This window comes from Mesorhizobium sp. 113-1-2 (assembly GCF_016756475.1).
Lineage (GTDB): Bacteria > Pseudomonadota > Alphaproteobacteria > Rhizobiales > Rhizobiaceae > Mesorhizobium > Mesorhizobium loti_C.
In genome coordinates, this window is record NZ_AP023242.1 from 2,295,908 (window position 1) to 2,320,508 (window position 24,601).

A 24,601-nucleotide genomic window follows, 5' to 3' on the forward strand; every position below is an offset into this window, starting at 1 on the left:
GTCCGATCCGTTGAAGAAAAAGTTTCCGGCGAGGGGATTTACGCCGTGCTGGCCTGCATCGTCTGTATGCAGGACCGGTCCAGCAGAGAACCATAGGGGAATTCCGAGATGACAACACCCGGTTATACAGATTCAGACAAGGCGGAGGACGTAAAACACCTCCACAGCATGGGCTATGCCCAGGAGCTGGAGCGGCGTCTCAGCCGCTTTTCGAATTTCGCGGTTTCCTTCTCCATCATCTGCATCTTGTCGGGCGGCATCAATTCGCTGGCGCAAGGCACGTCGGGAGCCGGCGGCATCGGCATCGGCGTCGGCTGGCTGGTCGGCTGCTTCGTGTCGCTGACCTTCGCCGTCGCCATGTCGCAGATCAGTTCGGCCTATCCGACCGCCGGCGGCCTCTATCACTGGGGCTCGATCCTTGGCAATCGCGGCACCGGCTGGGTCACGGCCTGGCTCAATCTGCTCGGCCTGATCACCGTGCTCGGCGCCATCAATGTCGGCACGTGGACGTTCTTCATCGGCGCCTTCGGACCGGCGCTCGGCATCGAGGGCACGCTGACCAACCAGATGATCTTCCTGGTCATCATCACCGGCGCCCAGGCGCTGATCAACCATCTCGGCATCAAGCTGACGGCAAAGCTGACCGATTTTTCGGGCTATCTGATCTTCTTCGGTTCGATCCTGATCGCGGTGGTTTGCCTGATTTCGGCCGAACATTGGGATTTCAGCCGCCTGTTCACCTTCCATAACTACTCGGGTGACGCCGGCGGCGGTGTCTGGCCGTCGGTGTCGAATGCCTGGGTGTTCGCACTCGGCCTGTTGCTGCCGATCTACACGATCACCGGCTACGACGCTTCCGCGCACACATCGGAAGAAACCATCAAGGCGGCCTCTTCCGTGCCGCGCGCCATGGTGATGTCGGTCGTCTGGTCGGCGATCTTCGGCTATCTGTTCCTCGCCGCTTTCGTATTGATGATCCCCAACATGGACGATGCCGCCAAGCAGGGCTGGAACGTGTTCTTCTGGGCTTTCGACCAGCGTGTCAGCCCCGGCGTCAAGGAGTTCGTCTACCTCGTCGTGTTCGTCTCGCAGCTGCTGTGCGGTCTCGCCACGGTGACGTCGGCCTCGCGTATGATCTTTGCCTTCTCGCGTGACGGTGGCTTGCCGGGCTCCTCGGCACTCGCCAAGGTCAGCCCGACCTATCGCACGCCGGTGGCGGCGATCTGGACGGCGTCGATCCTGTCGGTGCTGTTCGTCTGGGGTTCGACGCTGGTTTCGGTTGCCGGCACCTCGGCCTACACCATCGTGGTGTCGTGCACCGTCATCTTCCTGTTCCTGTCCTTCACCGTGCCGATCGTGCTTGGCATGCTGGCCTGGGGCACGCCGAAGTGGGACAAAATGGGACCGTGGAACATGGGGCGTGGCGTCTTCATGCTGTTTGCCGTCCTGTCGATCATGTCGATGATCCTGATCTTTGTCATCGGCATCCAGCCTCCGAACGACTGGGCGCTCTACATCACCGTCGGCTTCTTCATCCTGACGGCGATTGTCTGGTTCGCCTTCGAGCGCAACCGCTTCCAGGGGCCGCCGCTCGGCGACATCATCGCCGCGCGTCAGGCGGCGATCAAGGCAGCGGAACAGGCGGTCGGCGAGACCGGCCACTGAGCCTCAACCTTCACAGCCATGGCCGACGTCAAGCCGGCCATGGCTTCGTTTCTCCCTTTCAATGACCAAGCGCTGGAGTGCCAAAGGAATGGCCGGAAATTTCTCGTTCGATCAGTTGAAGAAAGCGGTCTCCAGCGGTGAGATCGACACGGTGCTGGCCTGCATCGTCGACATGCAGGGCCGGCTGGCGGGAAAACGGTTCCTGGCTCAGTACTTCGTCGATTCCGCCCATGATGAAACGCATGGCTGCAATTATCTCCTGGCCGCCGACATCGATATGGAGCCGGTGCCCGGCTACAAGGCGGCAAGCTGGTCGAAGGGCTATGGCGACTTCGTCATGAAGCCGGACCTGGCCACGCTGCGGCGCATTCCGTGGCTGGAAAAGACGGCACTTGTGATCTGCGACGTGCTCGACCATCACACCCATGACGACCTGCCGCATTCGCCGCGCGCCATCCTGAAGAAGCAGGTGAAGCGGCTGACAGAGCGTGGCTATATCGGCTATTTCGCTTCCGAACTCGAATTCTATCTGTTCAACGAGACCTATGATTCCGCCCGCAAGAAGCACTGGCAGGGCCTCGACACGGCCTCGCCCTATATTGGCGACTACCAGATCGGCATCACCACCAAGGAAGAAGGCGTCATGCGCCGGCTTCGCAACGAGATGGAAGCCGCCGGCATCCCGATCGAGAACTCCAAGGGCGAGTGGGGTCCGGGCCAGGAAGAGATCAATGTGCGCTATGCCGAGGCGCTCGACATGGCCGACCGCCACGTCATCCTGAAGAACGGCGCCAAGGAGATCGCCGAGTCCGAAGGCAAGGCGATTTCTTTCATGTCCAAGTACAATTACGGGCTCGCCGGCAACTCCAGCCACATCCACAATTCGCTGTGGAGCGCTGACGGCAAGACGGCGCTGTTCTTCGACAAGAAGGCGGACTGGACGCTGTCGACGCTTGGCCAGCAATGGGGGGCGGGCCAGCTGAAATACGCCAAGGAATTCACCTGGTTCCTGGCGCCCTACATCAACTCCTACAAGCGCTTTCAGGCTGGCACCTTCGCGCCGACCAAGATCATGTGGAGCGAGGACAACCGCACCGCCGGCTTCCGCCTGTGCGGCGAGGGCACCAAGGGCATCCGCATGGAATGCCGTATCGGCGGCGCCGACCTCAACCCTTATCTCGCCTTCGCGGCGCTGATCGCCGCCGGCCTTGCCGGCATCGACGAGAAGCTCGAACTGCAGAAGCCCTTCGTCGGCGACGCCTATCAGGCCTCGCGCCTGCCCGAGATCCCGAAGACGTTGCGCGATGCCACCGAAACGCTGGCCAAGTCGAAGATGCTGAAAGAGGCGCTCGGCGAGGACGTGCTCGAACATTATGTCCACACCGCCAAGTGGGAGCAGTTCGAATACGACCGCCGCATTACGGATTGGGAACTGCACAGGGGTTTCGAGCGGTACTAAACTATGTCGGCGTCGCCCTCCCTAGCCATCGTCTGAATGGCGGGCGACGTCAAAATCAAGATTTCATGAAGTGCGAGGACTGAAGGAATGACCGAAACGGTCAAGTTGATATCCCCCATCGATGGCTCGATCTATGCCGAGCGGCCCGTGGCCACGGACCAGGCGATCAATGCCGCTGTCGAGCGCGCCAAGGCGGCGCAGGAGAAGTGGGCTGAGACGCCGATCGTCGAGCGCGGCAAGTACATTCTGGCGATGCTCGAAGCGCTGGTGGCGATGACCGACGAGATCGTGCCGGAGATCGCCTGGCAGATGGGGCGTCCGGTGCGCTATGGCGGCGAGTTCGGCGGCGTCAAGGAGCGCACCAATTACATGGTCGAGATCGCCGAGCAGGCGCTCAAATCCATACCAGCCTCCAATCCCAAGGACGGCTTCCGGCGCTACGTGAAAAAAGATCCGCTCGGCGTGGTCATGGTGATCGCGCCCTGGAATTACCCCTATCTCACCGCCGTCAACACCATCGTGCCGGCGCTGATGGCCGGGAACGCCGTCATCCTCAAACATGCGGCGCAGACGCTGCTGGTCGGCGAGCGTTTTCAGCAGGCCTTCGACAAGGTCGGCCTGCCCAAGGGCGTGTTCCAGAATGTCGTGCTCAATCACGCCCAGACCGAGAAGCTGCTTGGCTCCGGCAAGATCGACCATGTCAACTTCACCGGTTCGGTCGGCGGCGGCCGCGCCATCGAAAAGGCGGCGGCGGGTACGTTCATGACGCTCGGCCTCGAGCTTGGCGGCAAGGATCCGGCCTATGTGCTGCCCGACGCCAAGATGGATCATGCGGTTGCCAATCTGGTCGACGGCGCCTTCTACAATTCCGGCCAGTGCTGCTGCGGCATCGAGCGCGTCTATGTGCATGAGAAGGTCTATGACGAGTTCGTCGAGGGCTTCATCGCCGAGACCAAGAACTATGTCGTCGGCAATCCACTGGAACAGGCGACGACGATGGGGCCGATGGCGCAGGCGCGTTTCGCCGACCTGATCCGCGAGCAGAAGGCCGAGGCGCTGCGCAAGGGCGCCAAGGCGCACATCAACATGAAGGTGGCTAACGACAAGGCCGGCTCGCCCTACCTGGCACCGGAAGTGCTGACTGAAGTCGACCATCAGATGAGCGTCATGCGCGAGGAAAGCTTTGGCCCGATCGTCGGCATCATGAAGGTGCGCAACGACGAGGAGGCGATCGCGCTGATGAACGACAGTCAATACGGGCTGACAGCTTCGATCTGGACCCGCGACACCGAGCATGCGGTGGCGATCGGCAACCGCGTCGAGACCGGTACGGTGTTCATGAACCGCTGCGACTATCTCGATCCGGCGCTGGTCTGGACCGGCGTCAAGGACACCGGCAAGGGCGCGGGACTGTCGGCCATCGGCTACGACAATCTGACCCGCCCGAAATCCTTCCACCTGCGCGAAGCCATCTGATTTTTCGAAAGACAAAAAATGTCCAAGCTGATCTCCAAATGGAACTACCCCACCACCGTCCGCTTCGGCGCCGGGCGCATCAAGGAACTGCCTGAGGTGCTTGATGCCACCGGCATCAAGCGGCCGCTCTTCGTCACCGATCCGGGGCTGGCCAAGCTGCCGGTCGTCGCTTCGACGCTGAAGATCCTCGACGATGCCAAGGTGCCCTATGGCGTGTTTTCCGAGGTGAAGCCAAACCCGGTCGATTCCAACCTCACTGCCGGCATCGCCGTGTTCAAGAAGGGCAAGCATGACGGTGTCATCGCCTTCGGCGGCGGCTCGGCGCTCGATCTCGGCAAGCTGATCGCCTTCCAGGCGGGTCAGACGCGGCCGGTGTGGGATTTCGAGGATGTCGGCGACTGGTGGACGCGCGCCAATTCGGACGCCATCGCGCCGATCATCGCCGTGCCGACCACGGCAGGCACAGGCTCGGAAGTCGGCCGCGCCGGTGTCATCACCAATGAAGAAACGCACACCAAGAAGGTCATCTTCCATCCGAAGCTTTTGCCGGCGATCGTCATTGCCGATCCGGAATTGTCGGTCGGCATGCCGGCTTTCATCACCGCCGGCACCGGCATGGATGCGCTCGCCCACTGCCTCGAAGCCTATTGCGCGCCGGGCTATCACCCCATGGCCGACGGTATTGCGGTGGAAGGTGTCCGGCTGGTGTTCGAAAACCTGCCGAAGGCCTACGCCAACGGCAAGGACCTTGTCGCGCGCGCCCATATGATGAGTGCGGCGGCCATGGGCGCTGCCGCCTTCCAGAAGGGACTGGGCGCCATCCACTCGCTGTCGCATCCGATCGGCGCGCTCTACGACACCCATCACGGCATGACCAACGCCGTGTTCATGCCCTATGTGCTGGCCTTCAACCGTGACGCCATCGAGGAGCGTATCGCCCGGCTCGCGGCCTATTGCGGCATCAAGGGTGGCTTTGACGGCTTCGCCAAGGCGGTCATCAAGCTGCGCAAGGAGTTGAAGGTGCCGCACGCGCTGCCTAGCCTGATCAAGGGGCTCGATATGGACAAGAAGCGCAAGGCGCTGATCGCCGACATGGCGGTGGTCGACCCGACAGCGGGCGGCAACCCGGTCAAGCTGACCAAGAAGGCGGCGCTGACGCTGCTGGAAAATGCCATTGCCGGTACGATCTGAGACGTTTTCGGCATAGGAAATTGATCTGAAAAAGGGGTACAAAAACAAGGGGAGGGGATGAAGGGCAAGGCACAAACTAATTAGCCGGAAAAAGAATTGCGAGGCGATTGCTACAACCGGTTAAAAAGAGTTTACTTTTTCGCACTGCGAGCAGCCGGTTTCATAAAGCTTTCATCTGGCTGTCACATGAAAACGATACCGCATCGCAGGCGTCCAACGGCGTCAGTTCAACGGAGAGAACACATGTTCAAATTCACGGGGAAGGTGCTTTCCCTTTCGGCCGCGACCCTTATGGTGTCGTCGGTGATTTCGTCCGCGGCTTCGCTGGATGATCTCGTCAAGGCCGCGAAGGCCGAGGGCCAGCTCACCACCATCGCCCTGCCGCACGACTGGTGCGGATACGGCGACGTTATCGCCGGCTTCAAGGCGAAGTATCCGGAAATCACCATCAACGAACTCAACCCCGATGCCGGTTCCGGCGACGAGGTCGAGGCGATCAAGGCCAACAAGGACAACAAGGGCCCGCAGGCGCCCGACGTCATCGACGTCGGCTTGTCCTTCGGTCCGTCCGCCAAGAAGGACGGCCTGATCCAGGCTTACAAGGTGTCGACCTGGGACTCGATCCCCGACAGCGCCAAGGATGCCGACGGCTTCTGGACGGGCGACTACTACGGCGTGCTTTCCTTCCAGGTGAACAAGGACCTGGTGAAGACGTCGCCGACGGACTGGGCAGATCTCCTGAAGCCGGAATTCGCCAACTCGGTTGCTCTTGCCGGTGATCCGCGCGCCTCGAACCAGGCCATCCAGGCGGTGTATGCCGCCGGCCTGTCGTCGGGTGCGGCTGCTGGAGAAGCCGCCGGCACCGCTGGCCTCGACTTCTTCAAGAAGCTCAACGCCGCCGGCAATTTCGTGCCGGTCATCGGCAAGGCCGCGACGCTGGCCCAGGGCCAGACCCCGATCCTCGTCACCTGGGACTACAACGCGCTCGCCGGCCGCGACACGCTGAAGGGCAACCCGCCCGTCGACGTCGTCGTGCCGAAGACCGGTGTCGTCGCCGGTGTCTACGTGCAGGCAATCAGTGCCTACGCACCGCATCCGAATGCGGCCAAGCTCTGGCTGGAATACCTCTACTCCGACGAAGGCCAGATCGCCTGGCTGAAGGGCTATTGCCACCCGATCCGTTTCAACGATCTCGCCAAGAACGGCAAGATCCCTGCGGACGTGTTGGCCAAGCTGCCGCCGGCTGAGTCCTATGCGGCCGCGGTGTTCCCGACGCTTGACGAGCAGGGCAAGGCCAAGGAAGCCATCACCAAGAACTGGGACGCCGTTGTCGGCGCCAACGTCAAGTAACAGTTGAGATCCACCGGGCGGCTTCACGGCCGCCCGGTTCTTTCTCTCGAAGACGGTAGCCGGCGCATGACCGATATCTCAATGTCCGACCACGCTGTTTCCGGGAAGACCGCGCCTCCCGCCGAGGCGCGCAGCATGAGGCTGCCGACCCAGTGGCTCGGTGTAGCGCCCTTCTTCATCTTCGCCATAATGTTCCTGATCCTGCCCACGCTCTATCTGATGCTGGGCGCATTCCAGAACGATGCTGGTGAATTCACACTCGAAAACATAGTTGCATTGGCGCAGCCGTCGATCGTTGCCGCCTACTTGATTTCGATCAAGGTCAGCCTTGCTTCATCGCTGATTGGCGCCTTTGCGGGTTTGGCGATTGCCATTGCCATCGTGCGTGGCGGCCTGCCAGACTGGATACGCTCCGCGACCCTGACGTTTTCCGGCGTCGCCTCGAATTTTGCCGGCGTGCCGCTGGCCTTCGCCTTCCTTGCCACACTCGGCCGGCTCGGCCTTGCAACAGTGATTCTGAACACGCTGTTCGGTCTCAACATCTACGCGCATGGCTTCAACATCCTGTCGTTCTGGGGACTGACGCTGACCTATGTCTACTTCCAGATTCCGCTGATGGTGGTCATCATCGTGCCGGCCATCGACGGGCTGAAGAAGGAGTGGGGCGAGGCCGCCGCAACGCTGGGTGCGACCATGTCCCAGTACTGGCGCATGGTGGTCATCCCGGTGATCTGGCCGAGCTTCCTCGGCACCGTGATCCTGTTGTTCGCCAATGCCTTCGGCGCCATCGCCACCGCCTATGCGCTGACCGGCTCGTCGCTCAACATCGTGCCGATCCTGCTCTATGCCCAGATCCGTGGCGACGTGCTGCACAATGCCCATCTCGGCTATGCCATAGCCTTCGGCATGATCGTCATCACCGGTCTTGCCAATGTCTTCTACATCTGGTTCCGCACCCGTTCCGAGAGGTGGCTCAAATGAAGGCTGGCAGGTTCTGGGCCTGGGTCGTCTTCGCGCTGGGCGCGGCCTATTTCTTCATTCCGCTGATCGCGACAGTGGAGTTCTCCATGCGCATGCGGCGCGGCGTCTACTCCTTTGATGCCTACAAGGTCGTGCTGGGCGACGCACGCTTCCAGGCGACATTCGGCTATTCGGTGCTTGCCGCCGTTTTCACCATCATTCTCGGCGTGCTGATCGTGGTGCCCGCAGCCTACTGGATCCGGCTGCGCCTGCCGCAGCTGCGCCCCATCGTCGAGTTCATCACCTTGCTGCCGCTGGTCATCCCGGCCATCGTCATCGTCTTCGGATACATCAGAATGTATGGCTCGAATTCGCCGTTGCCGTTCCTGGCGACCGACACGGGCACCAATGCCCTGTTGGTTATCGGCTATGCCACACTGTCGTTGCCCTATATGTACCGCGCGGTGGATACAGGACTTCGCACCATCGACGTGCGCACGCTGACGGAAGCGGCGCAGATTCTCGGCGCCGGCTGGGGGACGATCGTCACCCGTGTTATCCTGCCCAACGTGTTGATCGCGGTGTTGTCGGGTGCGTTCCTGACCTTCGCGATTGTCATTGGTGAATTCACTATGGCAAGCCTGCTCAACCGGCCGGCCTTCGGCCCGTATCTGCAGAACATCGGCGCCAACCGCGCCTATGAACCGGCAGCGCTTGCTATCATTGCCTTCGCCATCACCTGGGGTTGCATGTCGCTGATCCAGATCCTGTCTCGCTTCGCGCCGAAATCGGCGAACCGCCCGAACTGATCGAAAGAACAACACCATGGCCGACCCGTTCCTCTCCATCCAGCACGTTCGAAAATCCTTCGGCGCCACCACGGTGGTGGAGGATTTCAATCTCGACGTTGAACGTGGTGAATTCGTCTCTTTCCTCGGACCATCCGGCTGCGGCAAGACAACGGTGCTGCGCATGGTCGCGGGCTTCGAGGAGCCGAGCGCCGGCAAGATCGTCGTTGGCGGCAAGGACATTACGAGGCTGAAGCCCAATCAGCGCAATGTCGGGATGGTGTTCCAGGCGTATGCGCTGTTTCCGAACCTGACCGTGGCGCAGAACATCGGTTTCGGCCTGAAGGTCGCCGGCATGCCCAAGGCGGAAATCGACGCCCGTGTCACCGAGATGCTGGGTATCATCAAGCTGCCGCAAATGGCTGACCGTTATCCCTACCAGCTCTCGGGCGGCCAGCAGCAGCGCATCGCGCTGGCGCGTGCGATCGCGCCGAAACCGAAGCTGCTGCTGCTCGACGAGCCGCTCTCGGCGCTGGATGCCAAGGTGCGTGTCTCGCTGCGTGAAGAAATCCGGTCCATTCAGAAGAAGCTCGGCATCACCACCATCTTCGTCACCCATGACCAGGAAGAGGCGCTGTCGATCTCCGACCGCATCGCGGTCATGTATGGCGGCAAGGCCGAGCAGGTTGGCACGCCGTTCGAAATCTACAACCGCCCAGCGACCAAGTTCGTCGCCAATTTCGTCGGCACATTGAATGTGCTGGAAGGCACCGTCACCGACGCGGCGGCTGGCACGGTGCGGGTCAATTCCGAACAGGTCTCGCTGAAGGGCAAGCTCAACGGATCCAAGTCCGGCGATACGCTGTCGCTGGCGCTGCGGCCGGAAGCGATTTCGCTCGGCCGTCAGCCCGGTCGCGATTCCAGCCTGTCCGGCGAGATCTCCGAAGTGCATTTCCTCGGCTCGGTGATCCGCGTTCGCGTCGGCATCGGCGGCAACACGGTGTCGCTCGACACGTTCAACAGCCCGGCGACACCGCCGCCCGCCGTCGGCGAGAAGGCCGAGATTTCGTTCTCATCGGACGACATGCTGGTCTTGCACTGATCTCGCCTGGCGGTGCGTTCAATATCGAGAATTCGAGGGTAGCGTCGTCAGAAACTGGCGATGCTGGTCCAGCCAATCGGGATTTTGGGTTGCGACGATCTCGACGCACATCTGAACACATTCATTGCAAATGAAGGCGTCTGGGCCTGCAATTATCTGCAGCACCTCTGCTTGGGATTTTCCACAAAACGAGCAGTGCGGTTCGGGTGCCATAGCGCAGTCCTTCAAGCCTTCTGCAGATGGATCTTAGACCCTTCAAGCCGGCGCGATGAAGGGCTGCGAGATCTCCTGAAAGACCACCAGCGCTTCCATCCGCGTGGCGTGAGTGTTTAGCGCCGGAAAGTCGGCCAGCGACACAAGCCCTGGATGCGCCTCGCCGATGAAACGCAGCACGGCGGCGACCACGATGTCGGCATGGCCGATGCGGTCACCGAACCAGTAAGGCGTCGACCGCTCGGCACGATCGGCTTCCAACACGGCAAGCACGGTCTCGATTTGCGTGCGGCAGCGCCCGGCCCAGACGTTGGAGACCTTCTCGTGCAACCGCTTCTCGTAAAACAGGCTGACCGCCTTGTCGCCGAGCCCGGTGGCCAGAGCTGAGATTTTCAGCGCCTGATGACGCAGCGGTTCCGCTGTCGGAAACATCCTCTTTTCGCCCGGGACGAGGCCGTCGAGGTAGTCCAGCATCAAATGGCTTTCGATCAGCACCTCGCCATTGTCCAGCACCAATGTCGGCACCCGCGTCAGCGGGTTGTAGGGCCGAATCTTGTCGGCATCGCCGAAGGCCGACCACGGACGGTGCTCGAAGGGTATGCCATACAGGGTCAGCGCGATGCCGACACGGCGCACGAAAGGCGAGTCATATTGGCCGATGAGGATCATACCGGTCTTGTACGGCAGGAGGCGGTTGAGGCGTACGGCCAGAGGGCTTGAGTTTGATGGCCAATCCACCGCATCCTGCACGAATATTTGCACCGGCACTCCCGTCCCATTGAAGTAACCGCCCATGGCTCTTTTTGAACTCACCCTTATCCTGCTTCTGACGGCCGTTGCGCTGACGGCACTGTCGCGGCGGCTGGAGGTTCCCTATCCGTCCCTGCTGGCCCTGGCCGGGGTCGCCATTGCCTTCGTGCCTGGCGCGCCGATGATCGAGATCGATCCGGAACTGGCGCTTGCGCTGTTCATCGCGCCGGTGCTTCTCGATGCCGCCTATGACACCTCGCTGCGCGACCTGAAGCGCTACCGGCTGTCACTGCTATTGCTGGCGCTTGGCGCCGTGGTCTTCACCACTGTCGTGGTTGCCTTCGTTGGCTGGAAGATGGCCGGCCTGCCGATCGCCGCGGCGATCGCGCTTGGCGCCATCGTCGCGCCGCCGGATGCGGTGGCGGCATCAGCCGTGCTTGGGCAATTCAAGGTGCCGCACCGCATCACCGCTATCCTGCAGGGCGAGAGCCTGCTCAACGATGCCACCGCGCTCTTGATCTATCGGCTGGCGGTCTCGGCCGCGCTCGGCTCGATCATGTTGAGCAACGCCATTCCGACGATCCTGTTGTCGACCATAGGCAGCCTGATCGCGGGTTATGTGCTTGGCCGCTTCTCGCTGCTGACGCTCACCCGGATCGAAGATGCGGCGAGCAGCACTGTCGTGCAGTTCGCCGGCACGTTCGGCGTGTGGATCCTGGCCGACAAGCTCGGTCTTTCCGCCATCATCACCATCGTCGTCTACGCCATCACCCTTGCGCGCAGGGCGCCGCGCCGCATTTCGGCAAGGCGGCGCGTCAGCACCTATTCGGTGTGGGAGTCGGCGGTGTTCGTGCTCAACGTGCTGGCTTTCGTGCTGATGGGCCTGCAGGCGCGATCGATCGTCGGCCGGCTTTCCGGCGAAGGGCAAGGCCAAGCCTTTCTTTTCGCCGCGACGGTGCTGGTCGTCGTCATCGTGGCACGTCTCGTCTGGGTGGCGAGTTATGTCGCGATCATACGATGGTTTGCCCGCTTCGGCGGCGAAGACAAAAAGCGGGATTTGCCGACCTTTGGCGGCGCCGTGCTCGTCGGCTGGTGCGGCATGCGCGGGCTGGTGACGCTGGTGGTGGCCATCGCGCTGCCGGCCGGCTTTCCCGGACGTGACCCGATCGTGCTTGCCGCCTTCGCGGTGGTGCTGGGCACGCTGGTGCTGCAGGGGATGACGCTTAAGCCTTTGCTGCGGATACTCAACTTCGATCCCGACAGGACAGTCGACAATGAGGTGGCGCAGGCGCGCGTCGCCATCATGCAGGCGGCACTCGACGTGCTGAGCCGCAAGACCTCGGCCGCGGCGGCTGTCGTGCGCGAGCAGTACGAGGCTCAGCGTGTCGTTGCGGAAAACCCGGAGGACGCTCAAGCCGCGACCGAATACGACCGGCTGCGCCTCTATGCCATCGACCGCCAGCGCGACACGCTGGAGGAATTGCGCAGCAACGGCACGATCGGCGACGAGGCCTATCACCGGCTGGAAGAAGAGATCGACTGGGCAGAACTGGCCGCGTCGCCAGCGGGCCGGTTCCAGCCGCTGACGACCTATTAGGACGGCTCATCGTCAGACCTCAGCCGCCGGTGTCCCTAAGGCGCCTCGCGGCGTTTTCCAGCGTGCGGAGGATACCGGAGCGGTCCGGAATCGGTGCATGATCGCGCAGCAGCGTCGGGGAAGGGCTTCTGGCACAAGCCGGTTCCATTCTCCTGCACATTGCAAGCAATCCACTGAGCCGCTACTGCCATCACCAAAGGTGAGCCGGGTAAGCAATGAAGCTGGTCAGCTACAACATCCAGTACGGGTTCGGCAGCGACGGCCGCTACGATCTTTCGCGCGCCGCGCGGATCGTCGACGGTGCCGACATCATTGCCCTGCAGGAGGTGGAGCGGCACTGGGAGCGCAGCAATTTCGACGACCAGCCGGAACTGCTGTCGCGCCTGCTGCCCTGGTATCACTGGGTCTACGGGCCGGCCTTCGACATGGATGCCAGCGAGCGGCGGGACGGCCGCCTGGTCAGCCGGCGCCGGCAGTTCGGCACCATGGTGCTGTCGAAGCTGCCGATCGTCTGGTCACGGCTGCACGCACTGCCGATGCGCCGGACGCTCAGGCCACTCAACACCCGCAATGCCGCGCTCGAATGCATGATCCGCACGCCGGCCGGCCCGGTGCGGGTGTTTTCGCTGCATCTCGCCCATATCGCCGCCGAGGAGCGGCTGGAGCAGATCGACTATCTGCTGGCCGAACATCGCCGCGCGCCGTCCGAGGGCGGGCCATGGAGCGGTACGGACGACGAGCCTTCGCGCAACTGGACCAGCGGCGAGACCGAGCCGGAAAATCCGCTGGCGGCGATTTGGATGGGCGATTTCAACATGGAGCCGGGCAGCGCCGAATATCGCCGCATCGTCGGCAGCACGCCCTATCATCGCGGCGCTGCCTATCTCGACGGCTTTGTCGATGCCGCCGCCGTCGCGATCGAACCGGCGGGTGATTTCCACACCCATGAGAAAATCATCGACGGCAGGCTGGCAAAGCGCCGGCTCGACCATTGTTTCGTCGGCGGGGTGTTCGCCGGGCGGGTGCAGTCGGTGGCATCCGGCATAGGCGAGGTGGCGTCCGACCATTTCCCTGTCCGGATCGACATCGATCTCGAAACGCCGCTCGGCTCGGGAGGTCGATAAGGCCGAAATGACGCTTTTCGTCTTCTTTGCGGTGCTTGCCGCCGCCGCCATGCACGCGATCTGGAACGCTTTGGTCAAGGTCCATCTCGACCGCTTCCTTTCAATCACGCTGATGACGTTGGGCATGGGTTTCGCCGCGCTGTTCGTGCTGCCTTTCGTCGAGTTCCCGAAGGCCGAGGTTTGGCCATTCATTCTCGCTTCGGTGGTCTTCCACATGGGCTACCGAACCTTCCTGATCGGCGCCTACAAGGCCGGCGATTTCGCCCAGACCTATCCGCTGGCGCGCGGCACGGCACCGCTGCTGGCAGCGCTTGGTGGCATCGTGGTGGTGCACGAGGTGCCGGCGCCATCTGCCATTCTCGGCATCCTTCTGTTGTCGGCGGGCACACTGGTGATGTCGTTTCGCGGCGGCGTACATCTGGAGCGGTTCAATCTTCGCGCGGTCGGCTTTGCGCTCGGCACGTCGATCTTCATTGCCAGCTACACACTGTCGGATGGCAGCGGCGCCCGGCTGGCGGCGACGGCGCAAAGCTACGCGGCCTGGCTGTTCGTCTGCGACGCGGCATGGGCGCTGGTGCTCTGCGTGGTCTTCCGCGGGCCGCGGTCGCTGCCCGTGCTGGCGCGCGACTGGAAGGCCGGGCTGTTCACCGGCGTGCTCAGCGGCGCTGCTTACTGGATCGTGATGTGGGCGATGACCAAGGCGCCGATCGCCTCGGTGGCGTCGCTGCGCGAGACCTCGATCCTGTTTGCCATGCTGATCTCGGTCTACGCGCTCGGCGAGAAGATGACGGGCTGGCGCGCCGCCGCCGCGCTCAGCATCGTTGCTGGAGTTATTGCGCTCCGGATGGGTTAGCCCTGCTCCAGAACCGTCATCACCTGGCCGCGCCGTTCCGGACTGAAGCGGATGACGACGATGATGCAGACCGCGACCACGCCGGCGAAAAGCGCCAGCGCGTAGCCGTAGCTGCCGCCCGCGGCTTCAGCGATGCCTGCCTGGTAGGGACCGCCATAGGACGCGGCGAGATTGCCGGCCTGATAGATGAAGCCAGGCAAGGTGGCGCGCACCGTGCCGGGCGACAGTTCGTTGAGATGCACCGGGATGACGCCCCAGGCGCCCTGGACCGCGATCTGCATGACGAAGGCGCCGATGGCGAGCATGAAGGGCGTCGAGCTGTAGGCCCACAGTGGAATAGCCGGCAGAGCGATCAGGCAGGCCAGGGTAATGGCATTGACGCGGCCGATCCTCTCGGACAGCGCGCCGAATGTCAGGCCGCCGACAATGGCGCCGAGATTGGCGACGATGGTGATCCAGCTGACTGTATGCGGGTCGAAGCCGTGCTGCTTCTTCAGGAAGGTCGGGTAGAGGTCCTGCGTGCCATGGCTGAAGAAGTTGAAGAACATCATCAGCACGACGGCATAGAGCGCCACACCCCAGTGCTTCTGCAGCGTTTCCAGCAGCCCCGGCCTGACGGATTTCCGCGCTTCGACGAAGGCGGGCGATTCCGGCACGTGCGAGCGGATGAAGAGCACGATCAGCGCCGGCACGAAAGAGAGCAGGAACATGGCGCGCCAGCCGATGGTGTAGCCGCCGATCGTCTGCTGGTAGAGCAGGCCATAGACCACCGCCGCCAGGAGGTAGCCTGCCGGATAGCCGCATTGCAGGATGCCCGAGACCATGCCGCGGGCGCTTGGCGGGATGGATTCCATGGCGAGCGAACTGCCGAGCCCCCATTCGCCACCCATGGCGATGCCGAATAGCGCGCGCAGGGCCAGAAAGATGCCGAGATTGGGCGAGAAGGCAGCGAGCGCGCCGATCACCGAATAGCTGACGATGTTGAGCATCAGGATGGGCTTGCGCCCATATTTGTCGGCGAGCATGCCAAAGAAAAACGCGCCGATGAAGCGCGTCGCCAAGGTCAGGAACAGTGCCTTTGAGACTGCCGGGACATCGGTGTGGAATTCACTCGCAATATCGGTGAGCAGGAACGTCAAAAGGAAGAAATCAAAAGCGTCGAGCGTCCAGCCCAGGAACGAGGCCAGAACGGTTTTCTTCTGCTCGGCAGTGAGATTCAATGCGTCCTCCTTTGCTGCCCCCAAAGGAACGATATGTCGCCCTGCTTGCAAAAGAGAACAGCGATCAGCCGGCTTTCGAAGAACCGGCGGTCACTTTTTCGTAAGGTCGAGGTCGAAGACCATCAAGCCATCGGTGCCACCTTCGAGTGCGGCGACCAGCCGGGCGCCGGCGCGCTGGTGGGCTTCATGCACGAGATAAGCATCGCGCGCGGCGGCATCGCGGAAGTCAATGGTGAAGCCATGGCTGAAGCCGCGCGCGAATGGTTCCGGGCTGACATTGACGCTGAACTGGACGGTGTCCATGCCGTCGATAACAGAGCGCAGCGTTTCGAGGTCGGTATGGATCGCCGCGCGCTCGCTGTCGGGAACATCGCTGCGAAACCGGACGAAGACACAGTGCCTGATCATTTTCTTTTCCCCTCAAGCAGCCCGGTTGCCGGAAAACACGGCCGGCGGCAGCGGTTCGCGACCGAGGATCAGGTCGGCGCCTTTTTCGCCAACCATGATGGTCGGGGCATTGGTGTTGGAGGAGGGCACACGCGGCATCACCGAGGCGTCGCAGACACGCAGACCTTCGATGCCGCGCAGCCGCAAATCCGGCGTCACCACGGCCATTTCGTCATGGCCCATGCGGCAGGTGCCGACGGGATGATGGTCGGTCTTTGACGTGCGGCAGGCGTAGTCGAACAGTTCGTCGTCGCTGGCGAGCGACGGGCCGGGCAGCACTTCGCGCAGCACGTAGGGCGTAAGCGCCTTCTGCCGCATGATCTCGCGCGCCAGCCGCAGGCCCTTGATCGACATGGCGCGGTCATAGGGATCGGACCAGTAGTTGGGATCGATCAGCGGGTGGTCGGCCGGATCGGCGCTCTTCAGCCGCACCGTGCCGCGCGAGCGCGGCCGCAGGAAGGCCGAGTTCAAAGTGACGCCGGGATTGTTCAGCTTCTCGACGCCGGCCTCGATGCCGGAGCCCAGGCCGAGATGGAACTGGATGTCGGGCGAGGCGGCGGTCGGGTCGGCGTACCAGAAGCCGCCGGTCTCGAACAGGCTGGAGGCGACCGGCCCCTTCTTCAGTAGCAGATATTGCAGGCCGGCCCAGGCCGTGCGGTGCAGCTTGGCGTAATTGTCGTAAGTGTGGTCGCCGGTGCATTCGGCGATGACGAACAGATCGAGATGATCCTGCATGTTGGAGCCGACGCCGGGCAGGTCGTGCACCGGGGTGACGCCCACCGTCTTCAAGTGGTCGGCGGGGCCGATGCCCGACTGCATCAGCAGTTTTGGTGAGCCGATGGCGCCGGACGAGACGATCACCTCGCGCTCCGCGCGCAGGATTTTCTTCTCGCCGCCGGGCCTGTCAACGACCTCAACGCCGGTCGCGCGGCCTTTCTCGACGACGACGCGGGTCACCAGCACGTCGGTTCTGACGGTGAGGTTCTTGCGCGCCCGTATCGGCTTCAAATAGGCGACCGAAGCGGACGAGCGTCGTGCGTCCTTCTGCGTCAGCTGATAATAGCCGACGCCTTCCTGGGCAGCGCCGTTGAAGTCCGGATTGAAAGGGATGCCCATCTCCTGGCCGGCGCGGAAATAGGCCTCGCAGATCGGCAGTGGCGAGATCGGGTTCGACACGCCGAGAGGGCCCTGGTCGCCATGAAAGTCGTTGGCGTAGCGCTGGTTGTTCTCGGCGCGCTTGAAATACGGCAGCACGTCGCGATAGCCCCAGCCGGCGAGGCCCTCTTCCTTCTCCCACGCGTCGTAGTCGCGGGCGTTGCCGCGCGTGTAGATCTGCGCGTTGATGGAGGAGCCGCCGCCGACCACCTTGGCCTGCGTGTACCAGAAGACGCGGTCCTTCATGTTTTTCTGCGGCACGGTCGACCAGCCCCAGGACGCGATGCCCTTGGTCATCTTGGCGAAGCCGGCGGGCATATGGATGTAGGGATGCCAGTCCTTGCCGCCGGCTTCGAGCAGCAGCACGGAATTGCCGGGATCCTCGCTCAGCCGGTTGGCCAGAACACAGCCGGCCGGACCGGCGCCCACGATGATGTAGTCGGTCATTGTCTCATCCACTTACAGTCGCGGCACGGAGAGCGCGCCGTCGACATTGATGATCGAGCCGGTCGAAAAGCCGAGCTTGCCGGCGGCAAGCGTCGCCACCACCGCGCCGATGTCGGAGGCCTCGCCCCAGCGCTTGGCCGGCACCAGGCCGCTGTCGATCAAGGCATCGTATTTGGCGGTCACGCCTGCCGTCATGTCCGTGCGGATGATGCCCGGCCGGACCTCGAACACGCCGATGTTTTCAGGGGCGAGACGCAGCGCCAGGTTCTTCACCCACATGGAAAGCCCGGCCTTCGAGATGCAATATTCGGAGCGTTCCGGCGAGGCCATTTCGGCGCTCACCGAGGTGATGGTGATGATCGATTTTGGGTGATCGCCAGGGGCCGCAAGCATCGCCTTGGCGACGGCCTGGCTCAGGAAGACCGTGCCGCGCAGGTTGATGTTCAGCGCGCGGTCGAAATTTTCTGGCTTCAGCTCCAGAAGGTCGCCGCGCACGACGGCGCCGACGCCGGCATTGTTGACGAGGCAGTCGATGCGGCCGAAGGCGCGCATGGTGGCATCGACGGGTGCGGCGTGGCTGTGGAGATTGGCGATGTCACAGCTGACATAAGCGAATTTCGCGCCACCCGCTGTGATTTTCTCGGCGAGCCCGTCAGGCGCCTGTTCGGCAAGGTCGGCGACCAGAATGTCGAAGCCGGCATCGGCCAGCGCCTCGGCGCAAGCCAGCCCAATGCCGCGCGCGCCGCCGGTGACGATGGCCGCGGGGCGGGTCATGCGGCCAACTCTGTCTTGCGGATATGATCAGCGACGCGCAGCGCCTGCGCGGCGATCGACAGCGCGGGATTCACGGCGGCTGAGTTCGGCAAGAAACTACCGTCGACGACGAACAGGTTTTGGTGGTCGAACGACCGGCAGAACGGATCGAGCGGGGAGGTTGCAGGATCGTCGCCCATTTTCACCGTGCCGCATTGGTGCGATGGCGTGCGCTTGTCGAAGGGGCGAGACAGCACGATGGGATAACCGCAGGCGCGGAAGTTCTCGCGCATCACCTTGGTCAGGCCGTCAAGCGATTGCATGTTGGAACGGCGCCACTGCATGACGATGTCCTTGCCGTCGACCATGATGCGGCTTTCGGGATCGGGCAGGTCCTCGCACATCAGGTACCAGTCGACGGCGTGGCCGGCCATGTAATCCAGCACGAATTTCGGCATCGTCTTCACATTGGCCTTGAGCATGTTGCCGTCGATCTTGCCGAGCAGTTGGACGTTGCCGAGCGGTTTGCCGCCCTTGCCGTCGGAGAGATAATAGTCGTTCAGCATCAGCGTTTTCTGGTAGACGGCATCGTTGCGGCGGCGCGGATCGATGGCCAGCATGGCGCTGGAATTGTGGTTCATGAAATTGCGGCCGACCTGGTCGGAGCGGTTGGCGAGGCCTTTGCCATCCGATGAGGGCGAGCGCAGCAGGATGACGGCGGAATTGACCGCGCCGGCCGACAGGATGATCAGTTTTGGCGTGACTTTCTTCGCCTCGCCATTCTGGCGGTAGTGGATCGCGACGATGCTTTTGCCATCGGGCGCCGCCTCGAGATACTCGACGTAGCAGCCGGTCTCGATCCGGATGTTGGTGTCCCTGAGCGCTGCCGCCAGTGGTGCTGTCTGGGCGTCCATCTTGCCCTGGCCGGTGTTGGGGAAAGCGTCCCAGCCGGTACGGCCTTCCCTGAGCCAGGTGTCGATGTCGACGCCGAGCGGCAGTGAGGCCGGATGCAGGCCAAGCCCCTTGAGTTCGGCGCGGGCTCGCGCGATCGGCGCCTCGTCAGGCACCGGCTTGAAGGCGTAGGGGATCGAATGGAACGGTTCGGTCGGATCTTCGCCCAGCGCGCCGCGCACGCGAAACAGCTGCTCGGCCCTGGAATACCAGGGCTCGAACTCTTCGTAGGGAAACGGCCAGGCGGGCGAGACACCACCAAAGTGCTCCATGGCCGAAAAATCTTCCTTGCGGTAGCGGATCAGCACCGCGCCGTAGAATTTCGAATTGCCGCCGACATAGTAGTAGTTGCCGGGGTTGAAGGCAGCGCCGCCGGCCTCGCGCCACATCTCCTTTGGCCGGTAGTGGCCGTCGACGAAGATCGAGCGCGTGTCGCGGGCATGCGGGGTTGCCGGCAAGGGTTCGCCACGCTCCAGCATCAGGATCGAGGCGCCGCTGCCGGCCAGACCGGAGGCGATCGTGGCGCCGCCAATGCCGGAGCCGATGATGACGATGTCCGGATTTGTCATAGCCTAAATCGCGTCCTGGCGCGCTTTTGATGCATGTCGTTGCCCCAAAACCGGATCCACTTTTGGGCGACATACATTAGCGAATGCGGTTCTCGGTCGCCGGATCGAAGAACACCGCCTTGGTCAGGTTGAAGGCGAGCGGCGTGCTGGTGCCCGGCTGGATGTTGGCGTCGGCGCGCAACCGTGCCACCACGCCCTTGCCGCCGAGATTGGTGACCGCGAAAGTGTCGGAACCCGCCGGCTCGACGACCTCGATGTGCAGGTCGGCGGTGGCGATGTTCGAGGCGTTGCGCTCAGCGCCTTCCGGATCGGTCAGCGCTTCCGGCCGCACGCCGAAGATGATCGGCTTGCCCTGGAATGCCGAGAGGCCCGCCGGCGCACTGGCCATCGGCAGCGTGATCGGCTCGCGCGCCTCGCGCTGCAGCACGACGGACAGCGCATTGCCCGAGGTGGCAATGGTCGCCGGGATCAGGTTCATCGCCGGCGAGCCCATGAAGTCGGCGACGAACAGGTTGGTGGGGTTGTTGTAGATCTCGGCCGGCGTGCCGAACTGCTGCACCTCGCCGTCGCGCATGACGGCGATCTTGGTCGCCAGCGTCATCGCCTCGATCTGGTCGTGGGTGACGTAGACGATGGTGGTGCCTGTCGTGGCATGCAGGCGCTTGATCTCGATGCGCATGTCGACGCGCAGCTTGGCGTCGAGGTTGGACAGCGGCTCGTCGAACAGGAACAGCTTGGGGTCGCGCACCAGCGCCCGGCCCATGGCGACACGCTGGCGCTGGCCGCCGGAAAGCTGGCTCGGCTTGCGCTGCAAGAGGTGGCCGATCTGCAGCACCTTGGCCACCTTGTCGATCGCCTTCTGGCGCTCGTCGGCCGGTACGCCGCGCATCTCCATGCCGAAGGAGATGTTCCCGGCCACCGTCATGTTGGGATAGAGCGCGTAGCTCTGGAACACCATGGCGATGTCGCGTTTTGAAGGGTGCAGATCGTTGATGGCGCGGCCGTCGACGCGGATTTCACCCTCGGTGATCTGCTCCAGGCCGGCGATGGTGTTGAGCAGCGTGGACTTGCCGCAGCCGGACGGACCGACCAGCACCAGGAAGCCGCCCTTTTCGAGCTCGACATCGATGCCCTTCAGGATCTCAACATTCCCGAAACGCTTCTTCAGCCCGTCAATTTCCAGAAAAGCCATGGTCGTTCCTTCTGAATTGGTCAGCCTTTGACCGCGCCCGCCATCAGCCCGCGCACGAAATAGCGGCCAGCGACGACATAGACGATCAGGGTGGGCAGAGCCGCGATCATCGCGGCCGCCATGTTGACGTTGTATTCGACGACGCCGGTCGAGGTGTTGACGACGTTGTTCAGCGCCACCGTCATCGGCATGGCGTCGCCGGTGCCGGCGTAAGCCGAGGCGAACAGGAAGTCGTTCCAGATGTTGGTGAACTGGTAGATGACGGTGACGACGAAGATCGGCATCGAGTTCGGCAGCATGATGCGGCGGAAGATCTGGAAGAAGGAGGCGCCGTCGACCTGTGCGGCCTTGATCAATTCGGTCGGGAAGGCCTCGTAGTAATTGCGGAAGAACAAAGTGGTGAAGCCGATGCCGTAGACGACGTGCACGAACACGAGATTGACCGTCGAATTGCCGAGACCGAAGCTGGTACCGACCGAGTTCTGCAGCGTCACGCCGAAGCGACCGACGCTGCCGAGGATCGTCGCCATCGGCAGCAGCACCGACTGGAAGGGGATGAAGCAGGCGAACAGCATCAGGCCGAACACCAGCGTCGCGCCGCGAAACCGCCATTTGGTCAGCACGTAGCCGTTCAGCGCGCCGAGCATGGTCGAGATCAGCACGGCGGGAACCACCATCTTGATGGAGTTCCAGAAATAGCCCTTGATGCCGGCGCAGGTGAGGCCGACGCAGGTCTCGCCCCAGGCCTTCAGCCAGGGGTCGAAGGTCGGCGCCTTGGGCAGCGCCAGCATGTTGCCGTTCTGGATCTCGTCCATGGTCTTGAACGAGGTGACCAGCATGACGAACAGCGGCATCAGGTAGAACAGCGCGAACAGCGCCAAGAGCCCGTAGATGACGACGCGGTTGACGATCCTGGTGTTGATGCCGCCGGCGGCCTGGCGGGCAGGGGTGGCGACAGCGCTCATCGCGGCTTCTCCCGCAGTTCCGAATAGAGATAGGGCACGATGATGGCGACGATGGTCATCAGCATGATCACCGCACTGGCCGAACCGACGGCCATCTCGTTGCGCTTGAACGTGTACTCATACATGAAGTTGGACGGCAGCCAGGCCGAACCGCCGGGGCCGCCTGAGGTCAGCGCCACCACAAGGTCATAAGACTTGATGGCGAGGTGCGCGAGCACGATGAAGGCCGACAGGAAGATCGGCCGCAGCAGCGGGATGACGATGCGTCGGTAGAGCTGGAAGGTGGTGGCGCCATCGATCTGCGCCGCCTTCATGATCTCGCCGTCAATGCCGCGCAAGCCAGCCAGGAACATCGCCATGATGAAGCCGGAGGCCTGCCAGACACCGGCGATGACCACGGTGTAGATGACGAAATCCTTGTTCTTGATCCAGTCGAAATGGAAGCTCGTCCAGCCCCACTGATGCAGCGTCTGCTCGAGGCCGAGACCGGGATCGAGGAACCATTTCCAGGCGACGCCGGTGACGATGAAGGACAGCGCCATCGGGTAGAGATAGATCGGCCGCAGCACGCCTTCGCCGCGGATCTTCTGGTCGAGCAGGATGGCCAGGAACAGGCCGAGCGCCAGGCAGATCAGGATGTAGAGAAAGCCGAAAATGCCCATATTGGTGATCGACGTGTACCAGCTCGATGGCGGGTCGGTGTCGAAGGTCCAGCCCCACAGCCGCTGATAGGCGCGCGAGCCGGTGATGACATAGGACGGGAAGGTCTTGGAATTGGTGAAGGACAGATAGATCGTCCACAGGATGAAGCCGTAGACGAAGACGATGGTGATGGCGAAGCTCGGCGCCAGCACGATCTTCGGCAAGGCGTCCTGCAGGCGCGAGCGCACAGAGGGGCGCGACCGCTCCGGCGTCAGCTTGATCTGGCTTGTTGCTACCGTGCTCATGAGCTCCTCCCGCTTCGGGTCGTCCGTGCTCTGCCGTCAGGCGGCAAGGCGGCCCGTGCATACGGGTCTTTGGTCGGCATGGTGTTCAAGCCGGCCAATCCTGAGATGAAAACCTTCCCCGCCGAAGCGGGGAAGGTGTTTGCTGACTGGCGCTTACTTGGCGTCGTCGATCGCCTTGACCAGTTCGGTCACGGCCTCGTCCGAGGTCTTGATCTGACCATGGACGAACTTCGAAACGACGTCCTTGTAGGCATTGGCGACCGCCGGAGGCGCGCCATAGCCTTGGGCGAGCGAGCCGAACAGCGTGCCGCCGTCATTGGCTGCCTTCAGGTCGGCGATACCCTTCTTGCCGCAAGCGTCGAAGTCGGTGTCCGGAACGTCGGTACGGGCGGGAACTGAACCCTTGACGACGTTGAAGGCCGACTGGAAGCTCTTCGACAGTGTGGCGGTGGCCAGCGCGACCTGGGCGGCCTTGCGGTCGTCCGGAACGTTGAACATGCCGAACATGTCGGAGTTGTAGATCACGGAGCCGTCGGTGCCCGGGAAGCGATAGCACAGGAAGTCCGTGCCCGGGGTCTTCTTGGCGGCGTGGAACTCGCCCTTGGCCCAGTCACCCATGACCTGCACAAGGGCATCGCCCTTGATGACCATGGCGGTGGCAAGGTTCCAGTCGCGGCCCGAGAAGTTCGGGTCGACATAGGTGACGAGCTTGGCCAAATTGTCGAACGACTTCTTCATCGTGTCGGATTTAAGCGAAGCGTCGTCGAGGTCGTTGAAGGCCTTCTTGTAGAACTCAGGTCCGCCGGTCGACAGCACGACCGAGTCGAACATGGTGGCTTCCTGCCAGTTCTGGCCGCCGAGAGCGAGCGGGATCACGCCAGCAGCCTTGGCCTTGTCGAGCAGGGCAATGAAGTCGTCGAAGGTCTTCGGCTCGGTGCCGCCGATCTTGTCCATGACGGCCTTGTTGATCCACAGCCAGTTAACCGAGTGGACGTTGACCGGAGCGGCAACCCACTTGCCTTCATAGACCGAGAACTTCTGCAGGGCCGCCGGAACCGACTTGTCCCAGCCTTCCTTCTTCGCCGTTTCGGTCAGGTCGCCCATGACGCCGGCCGCGGCATAGTCGAGCACGGTGTAGCCGAGCATCTGCGAGGCGGTCGGATAGTTGCCGGCCGCGACCATCGCCTTCAGCGCGGTCATGGCAGCGTCGCCGCCACCGCCGGCCACCGGCACGTCCTTCCAGGCATAGCCTTCCTTGGCCAGATCGCCCTTCAGCACGTTGAGAGCAGCCGCTTCGCCGCCCGACGTCCACCAATGCAACATCTGCACTTCCTTGACGTCCGCGGCATGCGCCGAGAACGCAAAGCTCGTCGCAAGAGCCGTTCCGATAAGCAATTTGCGCAACATGTACTTCCTCCCTTGTTGCA

Annotated in this window: 21 protein-coding genes and 1 pseudogene; 11 read left to right on the plus strand and 11 right to left on the minus strand. The window is 62.8% G+C overall.

All coding sequences use genetic code 11. The annotated features are described in order from the left end of the window. Window positions 1-108: 108 nt before the first annotated feature. The 8 genes from JN279_RS11095 to JN279_RS11130 all read left to right on the plus strand — a co-directional run bounded on the left by JN279_RS11095 (window position 109) and on the right by JN279_RS11130 (window position 9,991). The gene (locus JN279_RS11095; protein ID WP_202352756.1) at window positions 109-1,665 is read left to right on the plus strand and encodes an amino acid permease; all 1,557 of its coding nucleotides are present in this window, start codon (window positions 109-111) and stop codon (window positions 1,663-1,665) included. Between the two features lie 88 nt (window positions 1,666-1,753). Continuing rightward, the gene (locus JN279_RS11100) at window positions 1,754-3,124 is read left to right on the plus strand and encodes a glutamine synthetase family protein (protein WP_096450007.1); all 1,371 of its coding nucleotides are present in this window, start codon (window positions 1,754-1,756) and stop codon (window positions 3,122-3,124) included. A gap of 87 nt (window positions 3,125-3,211) precedes the next feature. Beyond that, the gene (locus JN279_RS11105; protein ID WP_202352757.1) at window positions 3,212-4,600 is read left to right on the plus strand and encodes an aldehyde dehydrogenase family protein; all 1,389 of its coding nucleotides are present in this window, start codon (window positions 3,212-3,214) and stop codon (window positions 4,598-4,600) included. 18 nt (window positions 4,601-4,618) lie between these two features. Further along, window positions 4,619-5,791 (plus strand): iron-containing alcohol dehydrogenase, encoded by a 1,173-nt coding sequence (locus tag JN279_RS11110; protein WP_202352758.1) that lies wholly within the window; start codon window positions 4,619-4,621, stop codon window positions 5,789-5,791. 243 nt (window positions 5,792-6,034) lie between these two features. Beyond that, a complete protein-coding gene (locus JN279_RS11115; protein ID WP_202352759.1) occupies window positions 6,035-7,141 on the plus strand; it encodes an ABC transporter substrate-binding protein in 1,107 nt (368 codons plus the stop codon). Window positions 7,142-7,207: 66 nt separating this feature from the next. Further along, a complete protein-coding gene (locus JN279_RS11120; RefSeq protein ID WP_096449999.1) occupies window positions 7,208-8,122 on the plus strand; it encodes an ABC transporter permease in 915 nt (304 codons plus the stop codon). After that, window positions 8,119-8,910 (plus strand): ABC transporter permease, encoded by a 792-nt coding sequence (locus tag JN279_RS11125; RefSeq protein WP_202352760.1) that lies wholly within the window; start codon window positions 8,119-8,121, stop codon window positions 8,908-8,910. Before JN279_RS11120 ends, JN279_RS11125 begins: the two co-directional genes overlap by 4 nt. A 16-nt stretch (window positions 8,911-8,926) precedes the next feature. After that, on the plus strand, window positions 8,927-9,991 hold the full coding sequence (locus JN279_RS11130) for an ABC transporter ATP-binding protein (protein WP_096449995.1): 1,065 nt from the start codon (window positions 8,927-8,929) through the stop codon (window positions 9,989-9,991). 104 nt (window positions 9,992-10,095) lie between these two features. Here the strand turns inward: JN279_RS11130 and JN279_RS38915 are convergent. After that, window positions 10,096-10,204 (minus strand): annotated as a pseudogene (locus JN279_RS38915) (ClpX C4-type zinc finger protein); the annotation flags it as partial. A 42-nt stretch (window positions 10,205-10,246) separates the two neighbouring features. Next, window positions 10,247-10,873 carry a glutathione S-transferase family protein gene (locus tag JN279_RS11140; RefSeq protein WP_202352762.1) on the minus strand — a complete coding sequence of 209 codons (627 nt, stop codon included), beginning with the start codon at window positions 10,871-10,873 and terminating at the stop codon, window positions 10,247-10,249. Window positions 10,874-10,997: 124 nt separating this feature from the next. On the opposite strand from JN279_RS11140, the gene JN279_RS11145 reads away from it, so the two are divergent. From JN279_RS11145 to JN279_RS11155, 3 genes are all read left to right on the plus strand, one after another. Next, window positions 10,998-12,551, plus strand: a complete 1,554-nt coding sequence (locus JN279_RS11145; RefSeq protein WP_202352763.1) for a cation:proton antiporter — start codon at window positions 10,998-11,000, stop codon at window positions 12,549-12,551. Between the two features lie 215 nt (window positions 12,552-12,766). Beyond that, window positions 12,767-13,675 (plus strand): endonuclease/exonuclease/phosphatase family protein, encoded by a 909-nt coding sequence (locus tag JN279_RS11150; protein ID WP_202352764.1) that lies wholly within the window; start codon window positions 12,767-12,769, stop codon window positions 13,673-13,675. Window positions 13,676-13,682: 7 nt separating this feature from the next. Then, complete coding sequence (locus tag JN279_RS11155; protein WP_202352765.1) at window positions 13,683-14,528, plus strand: EamA family transporter; 846 nt, start codon at window positions 13,683-13,685, stop codon at window positions 14,526-14,528. Here the strand turns inward: JN279_RS11155 and JN279_RS11160 are convergent. The 9 genes from JN279_RS11160 to JN279_RS11200 all read right to left on the minus strand — a co-directional run bounded on the left by JN279_RS11160 (window position 14,525) and on the right by JN279_RS11200 (window position 24,581). Beyond that, window positions 14,525-15,748 carry an MFS transporter gene (locus JN279_RS11160; RefSeq protein WP_202352766.1) on the minus strand — a complete coding sequence of 408 codons (1,224 nt, stop codon included), beginning with the start codon at window positions 15,746-15,748 and terminating at the stop codon, window positions 14,525-14,527. The genes JN279_RS11155 and JN279_RS11160 overlap by 4 nt on opposite strands. A gap of 90 nt (window positions 15,749-15,838) precedes the next feature. Beyond that, a complete protein-coding gene (locus tag JN279_RS11165) occupies window positions 15,839-16,156 on the minus strand; it encodes a Dabb family protein (RefSeq protein ID WP_202352767.1) in 318 nt (105 codons plus the stop codon). 12 nt (window positions 16,157-16,168) lie between these two features. Beyond that, entirely contained in the window at window positions 16,169-17,797 is a 1,629-nt protein-coding gene (locus tag JN279_RS11170; RefSeq protein ID WP_202352768.1) for a GMC family oxidoreductase, read from the minus strand. A gap of 12 nt (window positions 17,798-17,809) precedes the next feature. Next, window positions 17,810-18,571, minus strand: a complete 762-nt coding sequence (locus JN279_RS11175) for a 3-ketoacyl-ACP reductase (protein WP_202352769.1) — start codon at window positions 18,569-18,571, stop codon at window positions 17,810-17,812. Next, a complete protein-coding gene (locus JN279_RS11180) occupies window positions 18,568-20,070 on the minus strand; it encodes an FAD-dependent oxidoreductase (RefSeq protein ID WP_202352770.1) in 1,503 nt (500 codons plus the stop codon). The genes JN279_RS11175 and JN279_RS11180 overlap by 4 nt, the downstream gene beginning before the upstream one ends. A gap of 76 nt (window positions 20,071-20,146) precedes the next feature. Next, on the minus strand, window positions 20,147-21,262 hold the full coding sequence (locus tag JN279_RS11185; protein ID WP_096449973.1) for an ABC transporter ATP-binding protein: 1,116 nt from the start codon (window positions 21,260-21,262) through the stop codon (window positions 20,147-20,149). A 20-nt stretch (window positions 21,263-21,282) separates the two neighbouring features. Continuing rightward, window positions 21,283-22,227 (minus strand): carbohydrate ABC transporter permease, encoded by a 945-nt coding sequence (locus JN279_RS11190; RefSeq protein WP_202352771.1) that lies wholly within the window; start codon window positions 22,225-22,227, stop codon window positions 21,283-21,285. Continuing rightward, window positions 22,224-23,174 (minus strand): carbohydrate ABC transporter permease, encoded by a 951-nt coding sequence (locus tag JN279_RS11195; RefSeq protein WP_095199413.1) that lies wholly within the window; start codon window positions 23,172-23,174, stop codon window positions 22,224-22,226. The genes JN279_RS11190 and JN279_RS11195 overlap by 4 nt, the downstream gene beginning before the upstream one ends. A 153-nt stretch (window positions 23,175-23,327) precedes the next feature. Then, entirely contained in the window at window positions 23,328-24,581 is a 1,254-nt protein-coding gene (locus tag JN279_RS11200) for an ABC transporter substrate-binding protein (protein ID WP_091577884.1), read from the minus strand. Window positions 24,582-24,601 lie beyond the last annotated feature (20 nt).